The organism is Type-D symbiont of Plautia stali (assembly GCF_001485335.1).
Taxonomy (GTDB): Bacteria; Pseudomonadota; Gammaproteobacteria; order Enterobacterales; family Enterobacteriaceae; genus Pantoea; species Pantoea vagans_C.
Window position 1 is genome coordinate 24556 of record NZ_BBOC01000033.1, and the last position, 17857, is coordinate 42412.

Sequence of the window (17857 nt, forward strand, 5' to 3'; positions counted from 1 at the left end):
TTTGGAAGCACATTAATGGTAGCGGCGCGATTTATCGCGCCGCTACACAATGAACGCCTCGTCAATTTAACTCAACTGAAAACGTCCCACCGTAAGCGCCAATTGTGCCGCCTGATCCTCCAGTGAACTGGCGGCAGCCGACATCTCTTGCACCAGTGCGGCGTTTTGCTGCGTGGTGCCGTCCATCTCGTTCACCGCGATAGTCACCTGGCTGATGCCGCGCGCCTGCTCATCGGAAGCCACCACAATCTCACCGATGATGGTCCGCACCGAGTTTACCGCTTGCGTCATTTCCTGCATGGTTTTACCTGCATCCTGCACCAATTGCACACCGCTGCCGACACGCTGGCTGGACTCCTCGATCAGCGCCGCAATCTCTTTCACTGCGTTGGCACTGCGCTGTGCCAGGTTACGCACTTCAGAGGCCACCACCGCGAAGCCGCGACCTTGTTCACCAGCACGTGCCGCTTCGACTGCGGCATTAAGCGCCAGAATATTCGTCTGGAACGCGATACTGTTGATGATGGCGGTGATGTCGCCAATTTTCTTCGCACTGTCGTCAATCTGCGCCATGGTCTGCACCACTTCCCCCACCAGCGTTTCACCCCGGCTGGCAATCTGCGTGGCATTTTCCGTCAGTTCCGTGGCCTGATGTGCATTACTGGCGTTATGTTTCACTGTGGCGGTGATCTGCTCCATGCTGGCAGCGGTTTGCTCCAGTGCTGCCGCCTGCTCTTCGGTGCGAGATGCCAGGTTGAGGTTGCCGCTGGCGATCTCCCCGGCACCTTGTCGCACCGATGAACTGGCATCCTGAATCTGTCCAACAATCTCGCGTAACTGGTTCTGCATGGTGTGCAGCGCAAAGAATAAGCTGCTGCTATCACGCGCTTTCAGGGTGATGAGATTGTCGAGCTTACCGTCCGCCACCGCTAACGCGATGGTTGCCGCTTCCAGCGGCTCGCCACCAATCGGTTTGAGCACCTTGCGGTTAAACAACACGCCCAGCAGTACACACACCACCAGAATACTGATGATCATCAGAATTACAGCGTTGATTAGCTGGCGATGCGCGGCTGCCATTACATGACTCACCGGGGCCACCACGCCGAGATACCACTTCTGATCGCTGTTGCCGATGACAATCGGTTGCCAGGTCACCAGCGCATCCTCACCGAGGATATTGTCGTGCTGCTCATACGCCGAAGCGCTAAAACTGTGGGTATCGCCTTTCCACGCTTTGCTGGTCTGATTCTTATCCGGGTAAGAGACCACATTCCCTGCGCTGGAGAGCAACATGGCATAACCCACGCCCTCCCAGGGTTTGATCTTGTTGACTTTTTCTTGCAGCGAGGCCAGTGAGATGTCTGACGTCACGACACCCCATAATTTGCCTTTGCTGATGATGGGTGCTGCGACGGATGTCAGTAAGGTAGGAATACCATTGTAGGCATAGCTGTAGGGTTCAATCAGCGTATCCTTTTGACTCTTCTGTGGCAGCAGATAGTAGTCACCCTGACCCGGCGTAAAGATCGAGGTGAGCGGATGCATATTGAATTTGCCTGACTGATCGCGGTCGACAAAGTAAGCGTAACGCCCTTTGGGTGCCGCATTCGGTTGCGTGGCGAATTCGGCATCACGCCCGTCGAATGCGTTCTCTTCGAAGATAACGGATACGGAAAGATAATCAGGATTGTCGCGTAACGCAGACTCCATCACCTTGTCCGCGACCTTACGATCCTGGATGCCCGCTTCGGGTAGTGCGATCAGGCTATGTCCGAGGTTATGCGCCACATCGCGCGCATAGCTCAACTCCTGCTGGATTTGCAGTGCCTGGGTTTGAGCAATCTGTTGTAAATAGTTTTCCGCCAGCGATTTCTGCTCATTGCTGGACTGCCAGCTAAGTACGCCGATGGTGACAGCAAAGCCAAGGGTAATCGTGATGGCGCCCGTCAGCAGCATTTGCGTGCGGGTGCTCATAGTTTTCTTTGATGCGTGTTTGGCCATTATGGCGCTCCTGGGGTTGACACTTTTTCGGTTAAAAAGAACCACTCCCTGTGCGCGTACATCCCTCAGAAGAGACTATCGGCGGATGGTGGAAGAACTTGATGGGGGATGGGCATTCAATACAGCGCGATAACTCGCGCCGCTATGCTTTGGTTGGGGCGCGCCTTGGCACGCCCGCAGTCGGCGACGGGCGGCGTCGGGCGCAATATGGAGACTATTTAAAACTGTCGCTCGCCGCTTTGGCGATGGCGATTTCATTCGGGTTGGCAGAACCACTCACGCCGACTGCGCCAATGGTGTTGTTCTGCCACACCACCGGTGAGCCACCGCCCAACGGGATCACGCCAGGTAAAGTCGCAATAGCCGGCTCTTTGCCGTTGGCACGATCCATATATTTGTCCGTAGGAGTGCGATACAGCGCCGCCGCACGGCCTTTGAGGATCGAGGAATCGATGCAGCCCACCGGCGCATTGTCCATCCGGTTAAATGCCAGCAGCTGACCCGACTGATCCAATACCGCAATGCAGACATTCGCATTGAGTGCACGCGCTTTTTCCTGTGCGCTGGCGATCAGTTTCTGGGCATCACCCTGCGAAAGAATGGTTTGGGTCAAGGTGGCGTGTGCCGCCGCAGAACCCAGCAGAGCGGTAGTCAACAGAGCCAGAGATAAGGCCTTTTTCATGTCACTTCTCCATAAACAACGGTGTCACTAAAAACGGGCAGCACGACGGTGGATATCGCTTACCTGGGCGCTACCGGTCGCCATAAATGGCGCCCCTACAAAGTCATCGCCCATTGACAAAGTCATTGCGCTTTTTTTATAGGGTGCGCATTGATGCGCACCGGCATATCACTCAAGTCCTCAACAATCCTCCGCTGCGCTCCCCAACGATTATTTCCTTCGGCGCAGCACCATGATTAACGCCAAAATGATCACCAGCAGCGCCACAACACCGCCGGCAATGCTTAACAGATGCGCATAGCGCACCAGCCAGCTGCCGCTTTCCCCTTTCAAGGTTTGGTCAACATCAGCGGCAGTCACGGCATGTTGCGAATTACCAAAGTTGGTTGAGACGTAATCCGCGACTTTGGCCAGTTCGGCCTGTGAGAATTGAGTGCGAAACTCTGGCATAAAGGCATGATCGCCCACGGTTTTACGATCCACACCCTCTGCAATGGTCATGATTAGATTGGCCGGATCGTCCGACAACACGGCCGACGAACCCACCAGTGACGGATAAAAGTGCTGCGCATCGTGCGTGCCGCGCCCGTCACTGGCATGGCAGGTTGCGCAGGCACCGTTATAGAGCTGCGCACCACTCATCCCCTCACCCGAAACATAATCGGTGATGCTCTCTTTCATGCCGGTTTCAATGGCGGAAAGTGGCGTCGGCTGAGGAGCCACAGCGGGTGCTTTACGATCTGCACCGCCAATCGGCGTGACCTGTTTCAGGTAATGCGCCATAGCGGCAAGATCGCTCTGCTGCATTTTCGAGAACGAGTTCTGTACCGCTGTCCCCATCTCCCCGGCAGCAATCGCTTTACCGTGCAGCGCACCGGTGCGCAGATAGGTGACAATTTCATCTTCACTCCAGTCCCCAATACCGGCCTGCGCATCCGGCGTGATATTTGGTGCAGTCCAACTGCCGACTTTGCCACCGGATAAGAAGCGATCGCCCTGTTCAGCCATCATGCCGTTGCGCGGCGTATGGCAGGTGGAACAGTGCGCGAGGGTGCGTACCAGATATTCGCCGCGTTCGGTACTGCCCGCGGCCGCATCACTCCCCGGTACGGCGCGGCTATCGAGGAACATCAGATTCCACACCGCCATCACCGGACGGAAAGAGAACGGGAACGGCAGGTCGGTTTCCGGCGCGGGATGATCGTCGGCTGGTACGCCCAGCATCAGATAGGAGTAAAGCGCGTGAATATCCTCATCGGATAAGCCCGCAAACGCGGTATAAGGCATCGCCGGATAAAGGTAGTGATTGCCCGGCGCTTTACCTTTGCGCATCACATCGGTGAAGTCGGCAAGGCTGTAATTGCCGATGCCTGCCGTTTTCGATGGCGTGATGTTTGAGCCGTAAATCATGCCCATTGGCGACTGAATGGCGTAGCCGCCTGAGAAGGGTTGACCACTGTGCGGATCGCGATGGCAGGCAGAACAGTCGCCAGCCGTAGCCAGATACTCTCCTCGCTTGACCAAATCGGGCGAGGCATCCTGCGCCTGCGCGAATCCGGCGACCAAAAGACTAGCCGCAGCGAGATGCCTGATCTGTTTACGCATCATCAGATCTCCCTCGCAATGGTGTCAGCCATGCGCAACGCCAGCGCAATACCGGTGAGCGTCGGGTTGACGGTGGCGGATGTCGGCATCACGCCAGTGGTGGCGAGGAACAGGTTGGGATGATCCCAACTGCGACAGTGTTCATCCACCACCGAATCACGGGGGTTATCGCCCATGATGGTGGTGCCCATAATGTGGTATTGATTGCGCCATCCGGTTGGGGCTTCGATCACTTCACCGTTAAAGGCTTGCAGGAAGTTGGCGAAATCTTTGTAGGCCTGCGGGCGCATGCCGCGTACGTAGTCATCAAGGTGATAATTCACGTTGAGCATCGGCAAACCGATCGAATCTTTACGGTCGTAGTTGGGTGTCACCCGGTTGGTGGGGCTGGGCAGCGTTTCACTCATGGTACTGATATTCATGATGCGTGATGCCCGGTCGCGGATGGCATCATCCAGCGCCTGGCCCATCATGCCCTGCTTGAGCAGCGGCACGGTGACATCGACATTCGGCACCAGATTACGCAGCGAATAACGTATAGCAGAGTGCTGCGCGCGGCTGGCCTCATCGCGACGATTTGCAATGGTACCGTGCTGCACCGATCCGCGTCCGGTCCACAGCGGTTCATCCGCGAGGAAGGTCAGGCTTAAGCCTGTATGATCCATCAGGTTGCGGCCGACCTGGTCTGAACTGTTGGCGACATCGTTCATCAGCAGCAGTTTCGGGGTTTCCAGCCCGTGTGCGGCAATGATGAAGGTTTTCGCTGTGAGTCGCGTGTCTTTGCCGTCAGGCTGGCGATAGTGCAGCGCGACAATTTTGTTACTGGCGCCCTTCTCCAGTTTCCACGCCACACACTCGGTGCGCAGTTGCACGCCCAGCGCGACGGCTTTATCGACGTGCATATCCCCTGAGTACATGGCGCCAATCGGACAAATCGGCTCACAGTTATTGTTGCCGGCACAAGCTGGACGGCCATCATAAGGACGTGAGACGCGCGCATGAGGTTCGTGGATCACCTGATAACCCATCGGCCCCAGCTTTGACTGCATGCGCTGCACCATGTACGGCTTGGCTTCCGGCGGCAGCGGGTACGCTGCGGAGCGCGGCGGATAGTGACCGCGCCCTTGTCCGCTCTGGTCTTCATTCGCGGTGCCTACCACACCAATTTCACGCTCGGCTTTGACGTACCACGGCTCCAGCTCACCGTATTCAAATGGCCAGTCTCGGCCCACGCCGTAGACACTCTTCAGCTTGAAATCGTTGGGCAGCAGGCGCCAGCAGGCCGATGCCCAGTGGCGGGTACTGCCCCCTGCTACGCGCAAGTAGCTGGTGACATACTGGAAATCATCGTCACCTTTAGCGTCGATATAGCCATCGGTATAAGAGTTCGGCGCCCATGGCAGATTAGGATAAGGTGTGCACCAGTTACGTTTACTGGCACCGTTGCGGTAATTTTCCACCACTTTCCAGCGTGGAATGTAAGGCCCTGCTTCCAGCATAATCACCGATTTGCCTGCTTTCGCCAGTTGATAAGCGGCGTTGGCGCCCAGCGCACCGGAGCCGACGATGACCACGTCGGCATCAAATTCACTCATGATATACCTGCTCGATTCTTGTTATGTGTTGTTGTGCTGCGCCAGCATCGCCTCGGCTTCCACGAGGGTTTTGGCTTTGCCTTGCACCATCAGTAACCAGGGGGCTTCAGGCGGTTTAATCGCGTTGGCGGCGAGAGGCGAAAGATCGCCCCATTCGCGGATCTGCGCTGACATCGGTGGCGCGGTCACACCAGCCGGCACCTCAGCCCAGTAGTCACCGCCCGCTCTGGCGTAGCTTGGCCGAATGGTATGGTCGCGGGTGGGTTCGTACATCAGCGCGGACAGGAAAGTAACGAAATGGGCGTCATCCACCGCTTTGGTAGTGGAGGGATGCCCGGTATAACCGAGATACCACGGCGAAATGATGGTTAACGCGGTTTTGACGTCGGCATCATCCAACTGCGTGACGATCTGCTCACGGTCTTCACTGCGCAGTGCGTTGAGCCGGGTCATTAACCGCGCGAGCTGCGCGGGGAACTCAGCGTCCTGTTGGCACAACAGCGTCCACAAGCGTTCGGTGATACCGACGTCGAGGCCACGGCGTCCAGTCAGTAATTCACTGGCGCGCAGCAACAGTGATTGTGAGGCGTCAGCCGGTGCGGCCAGCAACGGCTGCAACGGGATCGACACAATCACGGGCGTTGCCATCATCAGCTGTAAAAAGCGTCTTCTTTCCATGGCTAACCTGCTTTCAACGCCGACAGCGCGCCTTGCGCGGCTTCTGCATCCACGTTGCCATCTGGCGTGCTGACACCAATCGCACCGACCACCACACCATCAATTTTCACCGGTTCGCCACCTGGCAACGGCACCACCGCAGGGTTGCCTAACAAGCCGATGTTTCCGGCGGCTATTTTCTGCTGGAAGCTGGCGGTAGGTGCACCAAAGGCGGCTGCCGAGTGGGCTTTCTTCGGTGCCAGCTCGCTGTTGGCGAGCGTCGCGCCATCCAAACGCTCATAGGCAATCAACTGGCCGAAAGGATCGACCACGGCAATCGCGCCGCCAATGTGATGACGGTCAATAATTTGCTCCGCCTTAGCCACCAGTTGCTGCGCCTGATGATGGGTCAACACAGCAATCTGGTTAACCGGTTCGGCGGCCAGTGCTGAGGCACAGAATATTCCGCCGCACAGCAGCACTGTCGGAAGTTTTTTCATCGATGTTGTCCTAAAAAAATGAAGGTGTTAGAGGGAGATGCTCAGTGGCGCGCGAGGCGTTGCTGAATAAGATGATCGAGGCTCCATTTACCGCCACCGTGCAGGCACAGCATCAGGAATCCCGCCGCGCAGGAGATGTTTTTCAACCACACCATCAGGTGCGCATGGCTGTAGCCCTGATAAAACAGGAACCCCGCCACCACTGAAAACACCGCCATAAATATCGCGGTAAAGCGTGTGAGAAAGCCGAGTGCAATCGCCAGCCCACCGCCTACTTCCAACAGGATGACCAACGGCAGGAAGAAACCGGGTACGCCGTTATCCGCCATGGTTTGCAGGTTGTCAGCGTAATGGGTGATTTTGTCGAGACCCGACGTAAAGAACAGACCGACCGCCATAACGCGACCCAGTACGGCGAGCAGATCTTTGGACTGATACATGATGTAACCGTTCTATTATGTAGTTGTTAATGAACCAAACGGTACACTCTGTGACTTTAGTTACATTTATCATTTCGTGCGGCTAAAAATCGCTCACCGCTCGGCCTGCTCAACATTACATCGCCTTCTGCTCAAAACAGCGTCGATAAAATATCTGGCGGATATCAGGGTGTTGAGGATGTTATTTGAAGTGGATCACACTATAGCTCTGGGTTTTTAACGGCACTAATGCGGCCTAAAACTCCTAAGGCTTCAAGGTTTTCGCCCTGTTTGTGAGTAAAAATCCTAAAGAGTAGGGACTGGCATGATCCTCCTCGATTTCGATCATGACGTTAACAAATATCCAACATAAAACGGTGCTTAGTCGGTCAGCCCGGATGCGCGAATTTTGCACACTGATTCCTTTAGGGAATGAATTAATAACCTTCGCAGAATATTTTTTATCGATTGTCGATGCCAGGATGACGTAAACCCTATTGGAGAATCGACATGAGTTATCGCTTTCTCGTGACCACCACGAGCCTTGGCCAGGGAGGCCGTCAGCTTCTCGCTGAGGCAGGTTGCACGGTGGATTATCTTGCTGACGCCAACGACATTGCGGAGGTCGAACATCGCATGAGCACCGTGGCGTACGATGCTGTGATTTCGCGCACTGTGGTGCTGAATGCCAAGGCCATTAACGCCTGCCCTACGCTGAAAATCATCTGCAAGCATGGCGTGGGCGTGACCAATATCGACGTTGCCGCAGCCACGGAGCGTGGCATTCCGGTGTTAACCACGCCAGCCACCAATGCTCAATCGGTTGCGGAACTGACACTGGCACTGATGCTGAATTGCGCGCGCCGCCTGCCCTTTTTCCAGCAGGAACTCACCGCCGGACGCTGGACGCGCAGCGGCGATGGCGAGGAGCTGCAAGGCAAAACCCTGGGTCTGGTGGGCTTTGGCGAAATTGGCCGCCGAGTGGCGCGTTTCGCCCGCGTGATTGGAATGAAGGTCGCATTTTTCGACCCTGCTACCCCCGCCGATGCGGACTTAGAAGGTGCACAGCGCTGCGCGACGTTGGACGCGCTGCTGCCACTGGCAGATGTACTCAGTCTGCACTGTCCGGTGACACCGAAAACGCGTCTGATGATTAACGCGCAAAGTCTGGCGCAGCTGCCAGCGCACGCCACGCTGATCAATACCGCGCGGGGTGAACTGATTGACGAAGAGGCACTGATTGCCGCGCTGCAAAGCGGGCAGTTACGCGCTGCCGCACTGGATACGGTAACCCAAGAGCCGCTGGCGGCAGATCATCCTTTCCGCGCACTCGGCAACCTGATCATCACCCCGCATATCGGCGGTTCCACCCCACAGGCGCTGGATGCCGTGGCACAGAGCGCCGCACGCCAATGTCTGGCTTTTCTCGATAACCAACAGATCAACCTCTCAGCCTGTGTCAATCCACAGGCGCTTAACCGGAGTTAACACATGACGATTCATAAAGACTGGCCCATTGGCTATTTCATCGGTGATCGTGGCGCACAGATTGATGCGGGCGTGATTGATGCCTTCCGCGCACTGCCGGTGCCAAATATTGGTGATTCGATGGGGCGAAGTGTCGGTGCCATTGGATTGCAGGCGTATCACAACGATGCAAACCTGGTGCTGTGCGGGCCAGCCATCACCGTAAAGGTTCGTCCAGGCGATAACCTGATGATTCACAAAGCCATTGAGATGGCACAGCCCGGCGATGTGATCGTGGTTGATGGATCGGGCGATCTGACCCAGGCATTGATTGGGGGTCTGATGCGGACCTCCGCCGTGACCAAAAAGATTGCCGGTTTCGTGATTGATGGTGCCGTGCGCGATCTGAATGAGTGGGCCGAAGGCGGCATTGCCTGCTGGGCGCGTGGCAATACCTTACGCGGTCCTTCGAAAGAAGGCCCTGGTGAAGTGAATACCACCGTACATTGCGCGGGGTTAGTGGTGTCGCCAGGAGATTTGATCGTGGCTGATGCCGACGGCGTGATAGCCATCCGACAAGATGAGCTGAGTGTCCTGCTGCCACGAGTACAACAACACGCCCAGCGTGAAGAGAAGATCCGCGCCAGCAATATCGCCGGTAACAACGATCCCGAACGGTTCAACGCGATCCTGCGTGCGAAGGGCTGCCCGGTTTAATGATTTCGTCTGCGCACTCTGGATCAGGGTCGCGCGATATGTCGGGTCGCCAGAACATGGCGTCCCTTATAAACCTGCATAAAAAATAATATAAAACAACGGAGTACCCTACCGTGCTTAAGAAAATTTCACTGAGCGAGTCGATACCGCCTCCGATGACCTGGCGCGAGAATTTCACACCTGAAGAGGGAAAAGCCTTTGGCGCGCAACTCTCTGCGCGGCTGGAGCGCTTGCCCGCCGCCCGTCCCCTGTGGCTGATCATCTTCGCCCTGGCGCTGGGTGGCTGGTTTGAGGTCTACGATGTGTTTCTGACCGCTTATATCGGTCCCGGCATGGTGCGTGAAGGTATTTTTTCCCACGGCAGCCATAACTTTTTTGATCCTACCAGCCTGGGTGCCTTCGTCGCGGCGATGTTTCTCGGTGTGTTCCTTGGTACGTTGCTTATCGCCAATTTGGCTGACCGTATCGGACGTAAGAAGGTGTTTATCATTGCGCTGCTCATTTATGCGGTGGCCAGTGGCATCATGGCTTTTCAGCATCACCCTTTTGCCGTGGTGTTTTGGCGCATTATTTCCGGTATCGGCGTCGGTGCTGAACTGGTGACGATTGACGCCTACGTCTCGGAATTTATTCCTGCACGTCTGCGCGGGCGTTCTTATGCCTTTGTGCAAGCGATTCAGTACACCTCCATTCCTACTATCGCCTTCCTTTCGTGGCAGTTAGTGCCGCAAGAGATACTGGGTTTGAGTGGCTGGCGTTGGGTGGTGCTGTTTGGCTGTATCGGTGCGATCCTGGTGTGGATTATTCGTATGGGCTTGCCAGAAAGCCCGCGCTGGCTGGTTGAACAAGGTCGTTATAAAGAAGCTGAGGATGTGGTGCGCAGACTGGAAGCGCGTGTGGCAAAATCGACCGGTTCTGCCCTACCCGCAGTGGATCTGCAGCAGTGCATCCCAACTGAAGCTAAGCCTGCGTTGAAGAATGAGATGTGGCGCCCGCCGTATCGTCGACGCACCATCATGCTGCTGGTGTTTAATTTCTTTCAATCAATTGGTTATTACGGTTTTGCCAGTTGGATCCCGACCTTACTGGCAGCAAAAGGGGTGACCTTTACTCACAGCCTGCTCTATTCGTTTCTGATTGCGTTTGCCAGCCCGCTGGGACCGCTGGTGGCGATGACATTTGCTGACCGCATTGAACGTAAGTGGCTGGTGAGTGGTTCTGCGCTGGCGATTGCCATCGTCGGTACTATTTTCTCCTGGCAGTCACAACCGGTGATGCTGGTGACATTGGGGCTGTTGCTGTCGCTGGCCAGTACCTGTATGACCTTCTCATATCGTGCCTATCAGGCTGAACTGTTCCCGACACGTTTTCGCGCCAAAGCGATTGGCCTGGTCTATTCCGTTAGCCGCATCAGCGGCATGCTGTCTGGCTTTACCATTGCCTGGGTGTTGAGTGAAATGGGTGTGAGTTCAGTCTTCGCCGTGATTTCTGGCGCGATGGCGATAGTGGTGTTTACCATTGGGGTTTATGGCCCTCGCACCCTGAATCGCCGACTTGAAGAGGTGAATCCTTAAGCGGGCGGCCAAATGGCCGCCCCTACGATCCTCTCCCCGCAATATATTGAACACCTTTCAGGCAACATGAGAGATCATGAAGATGCTTCATGTTCAGTGAAATTAAATCACTTTTCCTCACCTCAAGACTCTGGCATAAATGATGCCATGTGAAAGCTTCTAGACGTCTAAACGTCTAGTGAATACAAAAACCTTTCAGCCTTGCTAACCCAGGAATGAAATCAGGTTTTCTGTCAGAACTTAGGGTGCCAGAACAAATGAACGCAGACTTTATCTTTACCGTGAAAAAAACCACTTTCGATGAGAACTACAACCCTTCCGAAAGCACGCGTATTACCACTAACTTTGCGAACCTGGCGAGAGGCCAGCATCGTCAAGAGAACCTGCGTAACGCGTTAAAGATGATGGATAATCGCTTCAACTCACTGGCATCCTGGGATAACCCAAAAAGCGATCGTTATTCTGTTGAACTCGATATCATTTCAGTGGAACTGGACATTGAGGGAAATGGCACTACGTTCCCCGTGATTGAAATCCTGAAAACTCATATCGTTGATAAAAAAACCGATCAGCGCATTGAAGGGATTGTTGGCAATAACTTCTCCTCGTACGTGCGCGATTATGATTTCAGTGTATTACTGGCTGATCACAACAAGCGCAACGCTGGATTTAGCACGCCTGAAAACTTTGGCGATCTGCATGGGAATATCTTTAAAAGTTTCGTTAATTCGGACAAGTACAAAGAGCACTTCAGCAAGGCACCGGTTATCTGCCTCAGCGTTTCCAGTAAGAATGTGTATACCCGTACCGGCAATCAGCACCCGGTGTTGGGCATTGAATACCAGCAAGATGAATATTCATTGACCGACCAGTACTTCCATAAAATGGGATTACACGCGCGCTATTTCATGCCCGCCAACAGCGTTGCGCCTTTAGCCTTCTACTTCTCTGGTGATTTGCTGCGGGATTACAGCGATCTGGAGCTGATCAGCACCATCAGTACCATGGAAACGTTCCAGAAAATTTATCGCCCGGAGATTTACAACGCGAACTCTCCAGCGGGTCAATGCTTCCAGCCAAGCCTGAACCACCAAGATCATTCATTAACACGCATCGTTTACGATCGCGAAGAGCGTAGCCTGTTGGCGACTGAGCAGGGTAAGTTTACCGAAGAGAACTTCATCAAACCTTACCAAAACATCCTTGAGCAATGGTCTGCTAATTACGCGCTTTGATTAACCGAAAATACAAGGTCTTCACTTATGAAAACATTATTACCGACGTCCACTGCTGGCAGTTTGCCGAAGCCCTCTTGGCTGGCACAACCTGAGACCCTGTGGTCGCCGTGGAAATTACAAGGCCAGGAACTGGTTGACGGTAAAAAAGATGCGCTGCGTTTAATTCTGGACGATCAATTACAGGCAGGGATTGATATTGTCAGTGATGGCGAACAAACACGTCAGCACTTTGTCACCACTTTTATTGAACATCTCAATGGCGTGGATTTTCAGAAGCGCGAGATCGTCAGAATTCGTAACCGCTATGATGCCAGCGTACCTACCGTCATTAGCGCGGTAGAACGTATGAAGCCGGTCTTCATCGAAGATGCCAAATTCCTGCGTCAGCAAACCAAGCAACCGATTAAGTGGGCGCTGCCAGGTCCGATGACCATGATCGACACGCTTTATGATAACCACTACAAAAGCCGTGAGAAGCTGGCCTGGGAATTTGCCAAAATTCTTAACCAGGAAGCCAAAGAGTTAGAGGCTGTGGGCATCGACATTATTCAGTTCGATGAGCCAGCATTTAACGTGTTCTTCGATGAAGTGAATGACTGGGGTATCGCGGCTTTAGAGCGCGCCGTTGAAGGGCTTAAATGCGAAACTGCCGTTCACATTTGCTATGGCTACGGCATCAAAGCCAATACTGACTGGAAAAAGACGCTGGGTACCGAGTGGCGCCAGTACGAAGAAGTGTTCCCTAAACTGCAAAAATCGTCTATCGATATCGTTTCACTTGAGTGTCAGAACTCTCGCGTGCCAATGGATCTGATTGAATTGATCCGGGGTAAAAAAGTGATGGTCGGCGCGATTGACGTGGCAACCAACGACATCGAGACACCTGAACAAGTGGCTGATACCCTGCGTAAAGCCCTGCAGTTTGTCGATGCCGACAAGCTCTATCCTTCGACTAACTGCGGTATGACACCTCTGTCGCGCGAAGTGGCTCGCGGCAAATTGAATGCTTTAAGCGCGGGCGCAGCGATTGTGCGCAATGAACTGCTGAGCAAATAATTTGCCCCTGTTGTCGAATTGAAACGCCTAATAACCGGTACAGGATGGTATATCCCATACCGGTTTTTTATGCCTTATTGCTGTTGGGGTAAGGCATAGGCCAACACGTAATCCCCCACCGGGGTTTCCATAAAGTGATGACCCGCCGCGACGATCACTAAATATTCACGTCCATTTTGCGTGTAGATCATTGGATTAGCCTGCCCACCCGCCGGGAGTTCCGTGCTCCATACCTGCTTGCCGGTTCGCAGATCAATGGCGCGAATCAGATCGTCTGTCGCTGCAGCAACAAAGACCAATCCGCTGGCTGTCACGACCGATCCCCCATTGTTTGGCGTTCCGATATTAATAGGTAACCCAGTTGGCAGTCCAAACGGACCGTTGCGACGTGCGGTGCCCAGTGGGCGATCCCAAATCGTGCGGCCATCACGCAGATCGATAGCACGAATTCCGCCATACGGTGGCTCCTTACACAACATCCCGGTGTAAGGTAAACGCCAGCCTGCATTCACGTTAACAGCATAAGGTACGCCAATTTGCGGGTCGCCCGCGCCCTCCGCATGGCCGGTGTCGTGAGGGTTATAAGGAATTTCATCGCGTGGCTTCCAGCCCAGGGCATCGGCTTTCGCACGCGGAACCAGAATGTTGTAGTTCGGCATATCGTTATAGTTCGCAATGATAATGCCGCGTGTCGGATCCACCGCAACGCTGCCCCAGTCCGACCCACCGTTATAGCCAGGGTACTCAATTGAATGACGGTCGGCTTCAGGAGGCGTGTACTGGCCTTTATAACTGGCCTTCTGGAACTGAATTCGGCATACCAGCTGATCCACCGGCGTCAGGCCCCACATATCTTGCGGCGTCAGATCTGGCTTGCTGAGATGGTGGAACAGTGAGTAAGGTTGCGTGGGCGAGCGCTGCTCGGGTTCAACCCCACCACCTGGCACCGGACGTTCCTCAACACCAAACAGCGATTTACCGGTACGACGGTCCAGTACGTAAATCTCCCCCTGTTTGGTCGGCATGATAATGGCTGGCGTTTTGCCGCCATTCTTATCAGGATAATCCACCAGCGTGGGTTGTGAACCGGGATCGTAGTCCCAGACGTCTTTATGCGCCGTCTGGAAGGTCCACGCTGGCAGCCCGGTATCAATGTTGAGTGCGGTCAACGAAACGGAATACTTGTTCTCCGCGGGTGTGCGAGTACCGCTCCAGTAGTCGCCGGATGAGTTACCCACGGGCAGATAAACCAGCCCCAATTTGTCGTCACCGGTAAAGGAGGTCCAGACATCTGGCGAACCGCGCTTATAAGCATTTGGTCCTTTCTTCGGGGTTGCGGTGTCTGGCGCGGCGGCATCCCACGCCCATTTCAACGCGCCGGTACGCACATCATAGGCTTTGATCACACCCGGAGGACCAAAAGCTCTCTGACCATCTATGGTCTGATGCCCTACCACCAGCGTATCGCGGATCACCACCGGTGCAGAGTTGATGGCGACATAACCGTCATAGGTTTCACCCATGTCCTCAGCCAGATTTACCGTGCCTTGATGACCAAAGCTGCGACATACCTCACCTGTTTTGGCATTCAGCTCAATGATGCGTGCATCCAACGTACCGAGAATGATGCGTTGCTGGCAGTCACTGTTATCCCCTTCTGGCATCGCCGCCACTTGACCTGTGGTCGCGTGGCTGTTGGTTTGACTGTCATACCAGGTCAAACCGCGACAAGCGGCAGTGTAAGGGATCGACTTGTCGCTGACCTTCGGATCAAAATGCCACTTCTCTTTCCCGGTTGCCGCATCCAGCGCAAATACCATGTTGCGCGCGGTGCAAGTATATAAAGTATCGCCAACCTTAATTGGCGTGTTCTCCCCACCCCAACGCGCCTTGGGCAGGTCGCCAGTACGGAATTGCCAGGCAAGTTTCAGGTCTTTGACGTTATCGGGCGTAATCTGATTCGCATTAGCAAAACGTTGCGATGCCAGCGATCCGCCGTAGGTATACCAGTCGCCATTATCCGGCGTAGAGGCTTTCCCGTTGCCGGTGTCGGCCAGATAGTTCGCTGAGCCTGCTGCTGGGACATTGGTCGCAGGTGTCTCATTCAGTGGCGCAAACGGCAACGCAGCAGCCACAATAAATGCCACGATTAACAAACCTGCCAATACACGTGATGCACCCCGACTGACCCGTGGTGCCAGATTAGGCAGTTGGAAGGCAAACCAGATGCCGAGAATAAGCATCAGAGCGAAACGTGGTACCCAACGCCAATAATCGAGACCAGATTCCTGGATGGTCCAGATTAAGGTGCCGATAAACACCAGCGCGAACCACGTCGCGCCGCTAGTTCTTCTCATAAAGATCAGCACAGCGGATATCACCAGCCCTATTCCCGCCAGCACGTAATACCAGTTTCCGCCTAATGCTGCCAGCCAGCCGCCTCCCACAGCCAGCGTGATGCCTAACAGCAGCAGGATCAGAGCAAATAATCTATTCCAGAACGAGAGTCTGGTTATTCGGTTTGCGATGTTCAAAATAAATTTCCTTTGCCAAAAGAATTGCAGGATTGAATATTTTTTAAACTTCGCCGTAAATTTTAGGATCTCTGAGTTATTTCACCGCGATTTATGGCCAGGATGAGAAACAATCGGCACTTTTTATCCGCTTATTATCCTTACTGTTTCCGCCATAAATTATTTTCCCTGCCTCGATCAATTTCTGACACATCATTTCCACCACAACAAACGCTGTTTTTGATCTGGCGCAAGATCGCCGATTCGCTCTGCTGTCAATTTATCCCTTACAGAGCGCACAGCGCCAAATAAGAAGAGGATACGAATATGACAGGCAAATTAGGCTTAACAGGATTGCTGTTGGTATGGCTGGTGTACGTGGCATGGATGGTCAGTTACTACTCCGGTACATTTTCACTGTTCACTCATTGATGACAGCGGTAATCCCGGCCATGCCGGGGTTACTTGCCCAGTCCCGACCTGATTCTAACCTCACAATTCCCCCGTATTGCTCCCCAATCAAAGGCCAATTTCAGCCTGAAATCGCCACATTTCGCCTTGCCTGTGCCTAACAGAATCTGGCTTTTGAGCCGATTAAGCACTATTATTCAACTCATATTATGAGCCGAATAAATTTTCAATCAGCTCACACTGTGAGCCAAATACATCGATTATTCAGCTCATCTCGTCAAAGCATTGAGGTTAAACATGTGGATATGGCAACAGCCAGACTGGCCGCAGTTTCACTGGCAGGATGAAAAATTACTGCCACGTTTACGCTCGCTGCAACAGCAGCGTGGTGTACTGCTGGGGCGCGCAAGCGTGGCTGATAATAACGATCAGCAGACGCTGGATACGTTACTTAACAATATCCTCGCTTCCTCCGCGATTGAAGATGAGCGCGTCAACGCGCAATCGGTGCGATCTTCCCTCGCCCGTCGGCTGGGCGTGACGCTTGAACAACCCTACCCGGTTTCTGAGCGCTCGGAAGGACTGGCCACCATGATGATGGATGCCATCTCCCAACGTGATACGCCATTGACGTTGGAAAGACTATGCCAGTGGCATCACTGGCTATTTCCTGCCAGTGAATGGTCCCTCAAACGTTTCATTGTCGGTGCGTTGCGCGGGGAGGAGCCGATGCAGGTGGTGTCGGGGCGCATAGACCGCCCTACCGTGCATTTTGAAGCGCCGCCCCGGGCTGGCTTAGAAGCGCAACTTGAAGCTTTTATCGCTTGGTTTAATCACAGTCGTGATGATGTGATGCTCGACCCCCTGCTACGAGCGGCTCTTTGCCACTTGTGGTTTGTAACGCTCCATCCCTTTGATGACGGGAATGGCCGTATCACGCGCGCGTTGACAGACCTGGCACTGGCGCAGGCAGACAGCCAAAGTATTCGCCTGTATGCCATGTCTGCGTCGATCCTGACACGACGCGCCGATTATTATCGGATTCTGCAGGAAACCCAGCGCGGTGAACTGGATATCACCGAATGGCTTATGTGGTTTCTGGATGTGCTGCAAGACAGTCTGGATCAGGCGTTAGCGATTGTGACGCGCACGCAAATCAAAGCCCGCTTCTGGCTAATCCACAATGCGGCTCAACTGAATGCGGAGCAAACGCGCGTGCTCAATCGATTACTCGACGGCGGCGAACAGGGATTCACGGAAGGTATCAGCGCCAGTCAGTATCAGAAGGTGGCGAAGGTGAGTAAAGCCACGGCGACACGTCATTTGGTAGAGTTGTTGGAAAAAGGCTGTCTGGAGAAATTACCGGGCGGTGGGCGCAGTACGCGCTATCAAATTAAGCATTAACCGTGAAGGGCGACC

The 17857-nt window shown here is 54.2% G+C and carries 14 protein-coding genes; 6 read left to right on the forward strand and 8 right to left on the reverse strand.

Features of this window, described 5'->3' with window-relative positions; all coding sequences use genetic code 11:
* Window positions 1-66: 66 nt before the first annotated feature.
* The 7 genes from PSSD_RS12340 to PSSD_RS12370 form a co-directional block, all read right to left on the reverse strand.
* Window positions 67-2004 (reverse strand): methyl-accepting chemotaxis protein, encoded by a 1938-nt coding sequence (locus PSSD_RS12340; RefSeq protein ID WP_058972433.1) that lies wholly within the window; start codon window positions 2002-2004, stop codon window positions 67-69.
* 214 nt (window positions 2005-2218) lie between these two features.
* Window positions 2219-2686 carry a GlcG/HbpS family heme-binding protein gene (locus PSSD_RS12345; protein ID WP_058972434.1) on the reverse strand — a complete coding sequence of 156 codons (468 nt, stop codon included), beginning with the start codon at window positions 2684-2686 and terminating at the stop codon, window positions 2219-2221.
* A 210-nt stretch (window positions 2687-2896) separates the two neighbouring features.
* Window positions 2897-4294 carry a cytochrome c gene (locus PSSD_RS12350; RefSeq protein WP_235589225.1) on the reverse strand — a complete coding sequence of 466 codons (1398 nt, stop codon included), beginning with the start codon at window positions 4292-4294 and terminating at the stop codon, window positions 2897-2899.
* A complete protein-coding gene (locus tag PSSD_RS12355; protein WP_058972435.1) occupies window positions 4294-5886 on the reverse strand; it encodes a GMC family oxidoreductase in 1593 nt (530 codons plus the stop codon). Before PSSD_RS12355 ends, PSSD_RS12350 begins: the two co-directional genes overlap by 1 nt.
* A gap of 21 nt (window positions 5887-5907) precedes the next feature.
* Window positions 5908-6564 carry a sugar dehydrogenase complex small subunit gene (locus PSSD_RS12360; protein ID WP_039333883.1) on the reverse strand — a complete coding sequence of 219 codons (657 nt, stop codon included), beginning with the start codon at window positions 6562-6564 and terminating at the stop codon, window positions 5908-5910.
* A gap of 2 nt (window positions 6565-6566) precedes the next feature.
* A complete protein-coding gene (locus PSSD_RS12365; protein WP_058972436.1) occupies window positions 6567-7043 on the reverse strand; it encodes a GlcG/HbpS family heme-binding protein in 477 nt (158 codons plus the stop codon).
* Window positions 7044-7084: 41 nt separating this feature from the next.
* Window positions 7085-7483 (reverse strand): DoxX family protein, encoded by a 399-nt coding sequence (locus PSSD_RS12370; RefSeq protein WP_039333887.1) that lies wholly within the window; start codon window positions 7481-7483, stop codon window positions 7085-7087.
* Between the two features lie 489 nt (window positions 7484-7972).
* Here PSSD_RS12370 and PSSD_RS12375 point away from each other — a divergent pair, with 489 nt between their 5' ends.
* From PSSD_RS12375 to PSSD_RS12395, 5 genes are all read left to right on the forward strand, one after another.
* On the forward strand, window positions 7973-8950 hold the full coding sequence (locus PSSD_RS12375) for a hydroxyacid dehydrogenase (protein ID WP_058972437.1): 978 nt from the start codon (window positions 7973-7975) through the stop codon (window positions 8948-8950).
* Between the two features lie 3 nt (window positions 8951-8953).
* A complete protein-coding gene (locus PSSD_RS12380) occupies window positions 8954-9646 on the forward strand; it encodes an RraA family protein (RefSeq protein ID WP_058972438.1) in 693 nt (230 codons plus the stop codon).
* Window positions 9647-9759: 113 nt separating this feature from the next.
* Window positions 9760-11220 carry an MFS transporter gene (locus tag PSSD_RS12385; protein WP_058972439.1) on the forward strand — a complete coding sequence of 487 codons (1461 nt, stop codon included), beginning with the start codon at window positions 9760-9762 and terminating at the stop codon, window positions 11218-11220.
* A gap of 257 nt (window positions 11221-11477) precedes the next feature.
* Window positions 11478-12455 carry a DUF1852 domain-containing protein gene (locus PSSD_RS12390; protein WP_058972451.1) on the forward strand — a complete coding sequence of 326 codons (978 nt, stop codon included), beginning with the start codon at window positions 11478-11480 and terminating at the stop codon, window positions 12453-12455.
* 27 nt (window positions 12456-12482) lie between these two features.
* Window positions 12483-13514, forward strand: a complete 1032-nt coding sequence (locus tag PSSD_RS12395) for a methionine synthase (protein WP_039333895.1) — start codon at window positions 12483-12485, stop codon at window positions 13512-13514.
* A 74-nt stretch (window positions 13515-13588) separates the two neighbouring features.
* Here the strand turns inward: PSSD_RS12395 and PSSD_RS12400 are convergent, their stop codons facing one another.
* Window positions 13589-16048 carry a membrane-bound PQQ-dependent dehydrogenase, glucose/quinate/shikimate family gene (locus PSSD_RS12400; RefSeq protein WP_082672309.1) on the reverse strand — a complete coding sequence of 820 codons (2460 nt, stop codon included), beginning with the start codon at window positions 16046-16048 and terminating at the stop codon, window positions 13589-13591.
* A gap of 687 nt (window positions 16049-16735) precedes the next feature.
* On the opposite strand from PSSD_RS12400, the gene PSSD_RS12405 reads away from it, so the two are divergent.
* Complete coding sequence (locus PSSD_RS12405) at window positions 16736-17842, forward strand: Fic family protein (RefSeq protein WP_058972440.1); 1107 nt, start codon at window positions 16736-16738, stop codon at window positions 17840-17842.
* Window positions 17843-17857 lie beyond the last annotated feature (15 nt).

Bases quoted from the DNA above. Each gene is read 5' to 3' on its own strand.
- PSSD_RS12340 (WP_058972433.1), bottom strand. From the start codon at position 2,004: ATGGCCAAACACGCATCAAAGAAAACTATGAGCACCCGCACGCAAATG.
- PSSD_RS12345 (WP_058972434.1), bottom strand. From the start codon at position 2,686: ATGAAAAAGGCCTTATCTCTGGCTCTGTTGACTACCGCTCTGCTGGGT.
- PSSD_RS12350 (WP_235589225.1), bottom strand. From the start codon at position 4,294: ATGATGCGTAAACAGATCAGGCATCTCGCTGCGGCTAGTCTTTTGGTC.
- PSSD_RS12355 (WP_058972435.1), bottom strand. From the start codon at position 5,886: ATGAGTGAATTTGATGCCGACGTGGTCATCGTCGGCTCCGGTGCGCTG.
- PSSD_RS12360 (WP_039333883.1), bottom strand. From the start codon at position 6,564: ATGGAAAGAAGACGCTTTTTACAGCTGATGATGGCAACGCCCGTGATT.
- PSSD_RS12365 (WP_058972436.1), bottom strand. From the start codon at position 7,043: ATGAAAAAACTTCCGACAGTGCTGCTGTGCGGCGGAATATTCTGTGCC.
- PSSD_RS12370 (WP_039333887.1), bottom strand. From the start codon at position 7,483: ATGTATCAGTCCAAAGATCTGCTCGCCGTACTGGGTCGCGTTATGGCG.
- PSSD_RS12375 (WP_058972437.1), top strand. From the start codon at position 7,973: ATGAGTTATCGCTTTCTCGTGACCACCACGAGCCTTGGCCAGGGAGGC.
- PSSD_RS12380 (WP_058972438.1), top strand. From the start codon at position 8,954: ATGACGATTCATAAAGACTGGCCCATTGGCTATTTCATCGGTGATCGT.
- PSSD_RS12390 (WP_058972451.1), top strand. From the start codon at position 11,478: ATGAACGCAGACTTTATCTTTACCGTGAAAAAAACCACTTTCGATGAG.
- PSSD_RS12395 (WP_039333895.1), top strand. From the start codon at position 12,483: ATGAAAACATTATTACCGACGTCCACTGCTGGCAGTTTGCCGAAGCCC.
- PSSD_RS12405 (WP_058972440.1), top strand. From the start codon at position 16,736: ATGTGGATATGGCAACAGCCAGACTGGCCGCAGTTTCACTGGCAGGAT.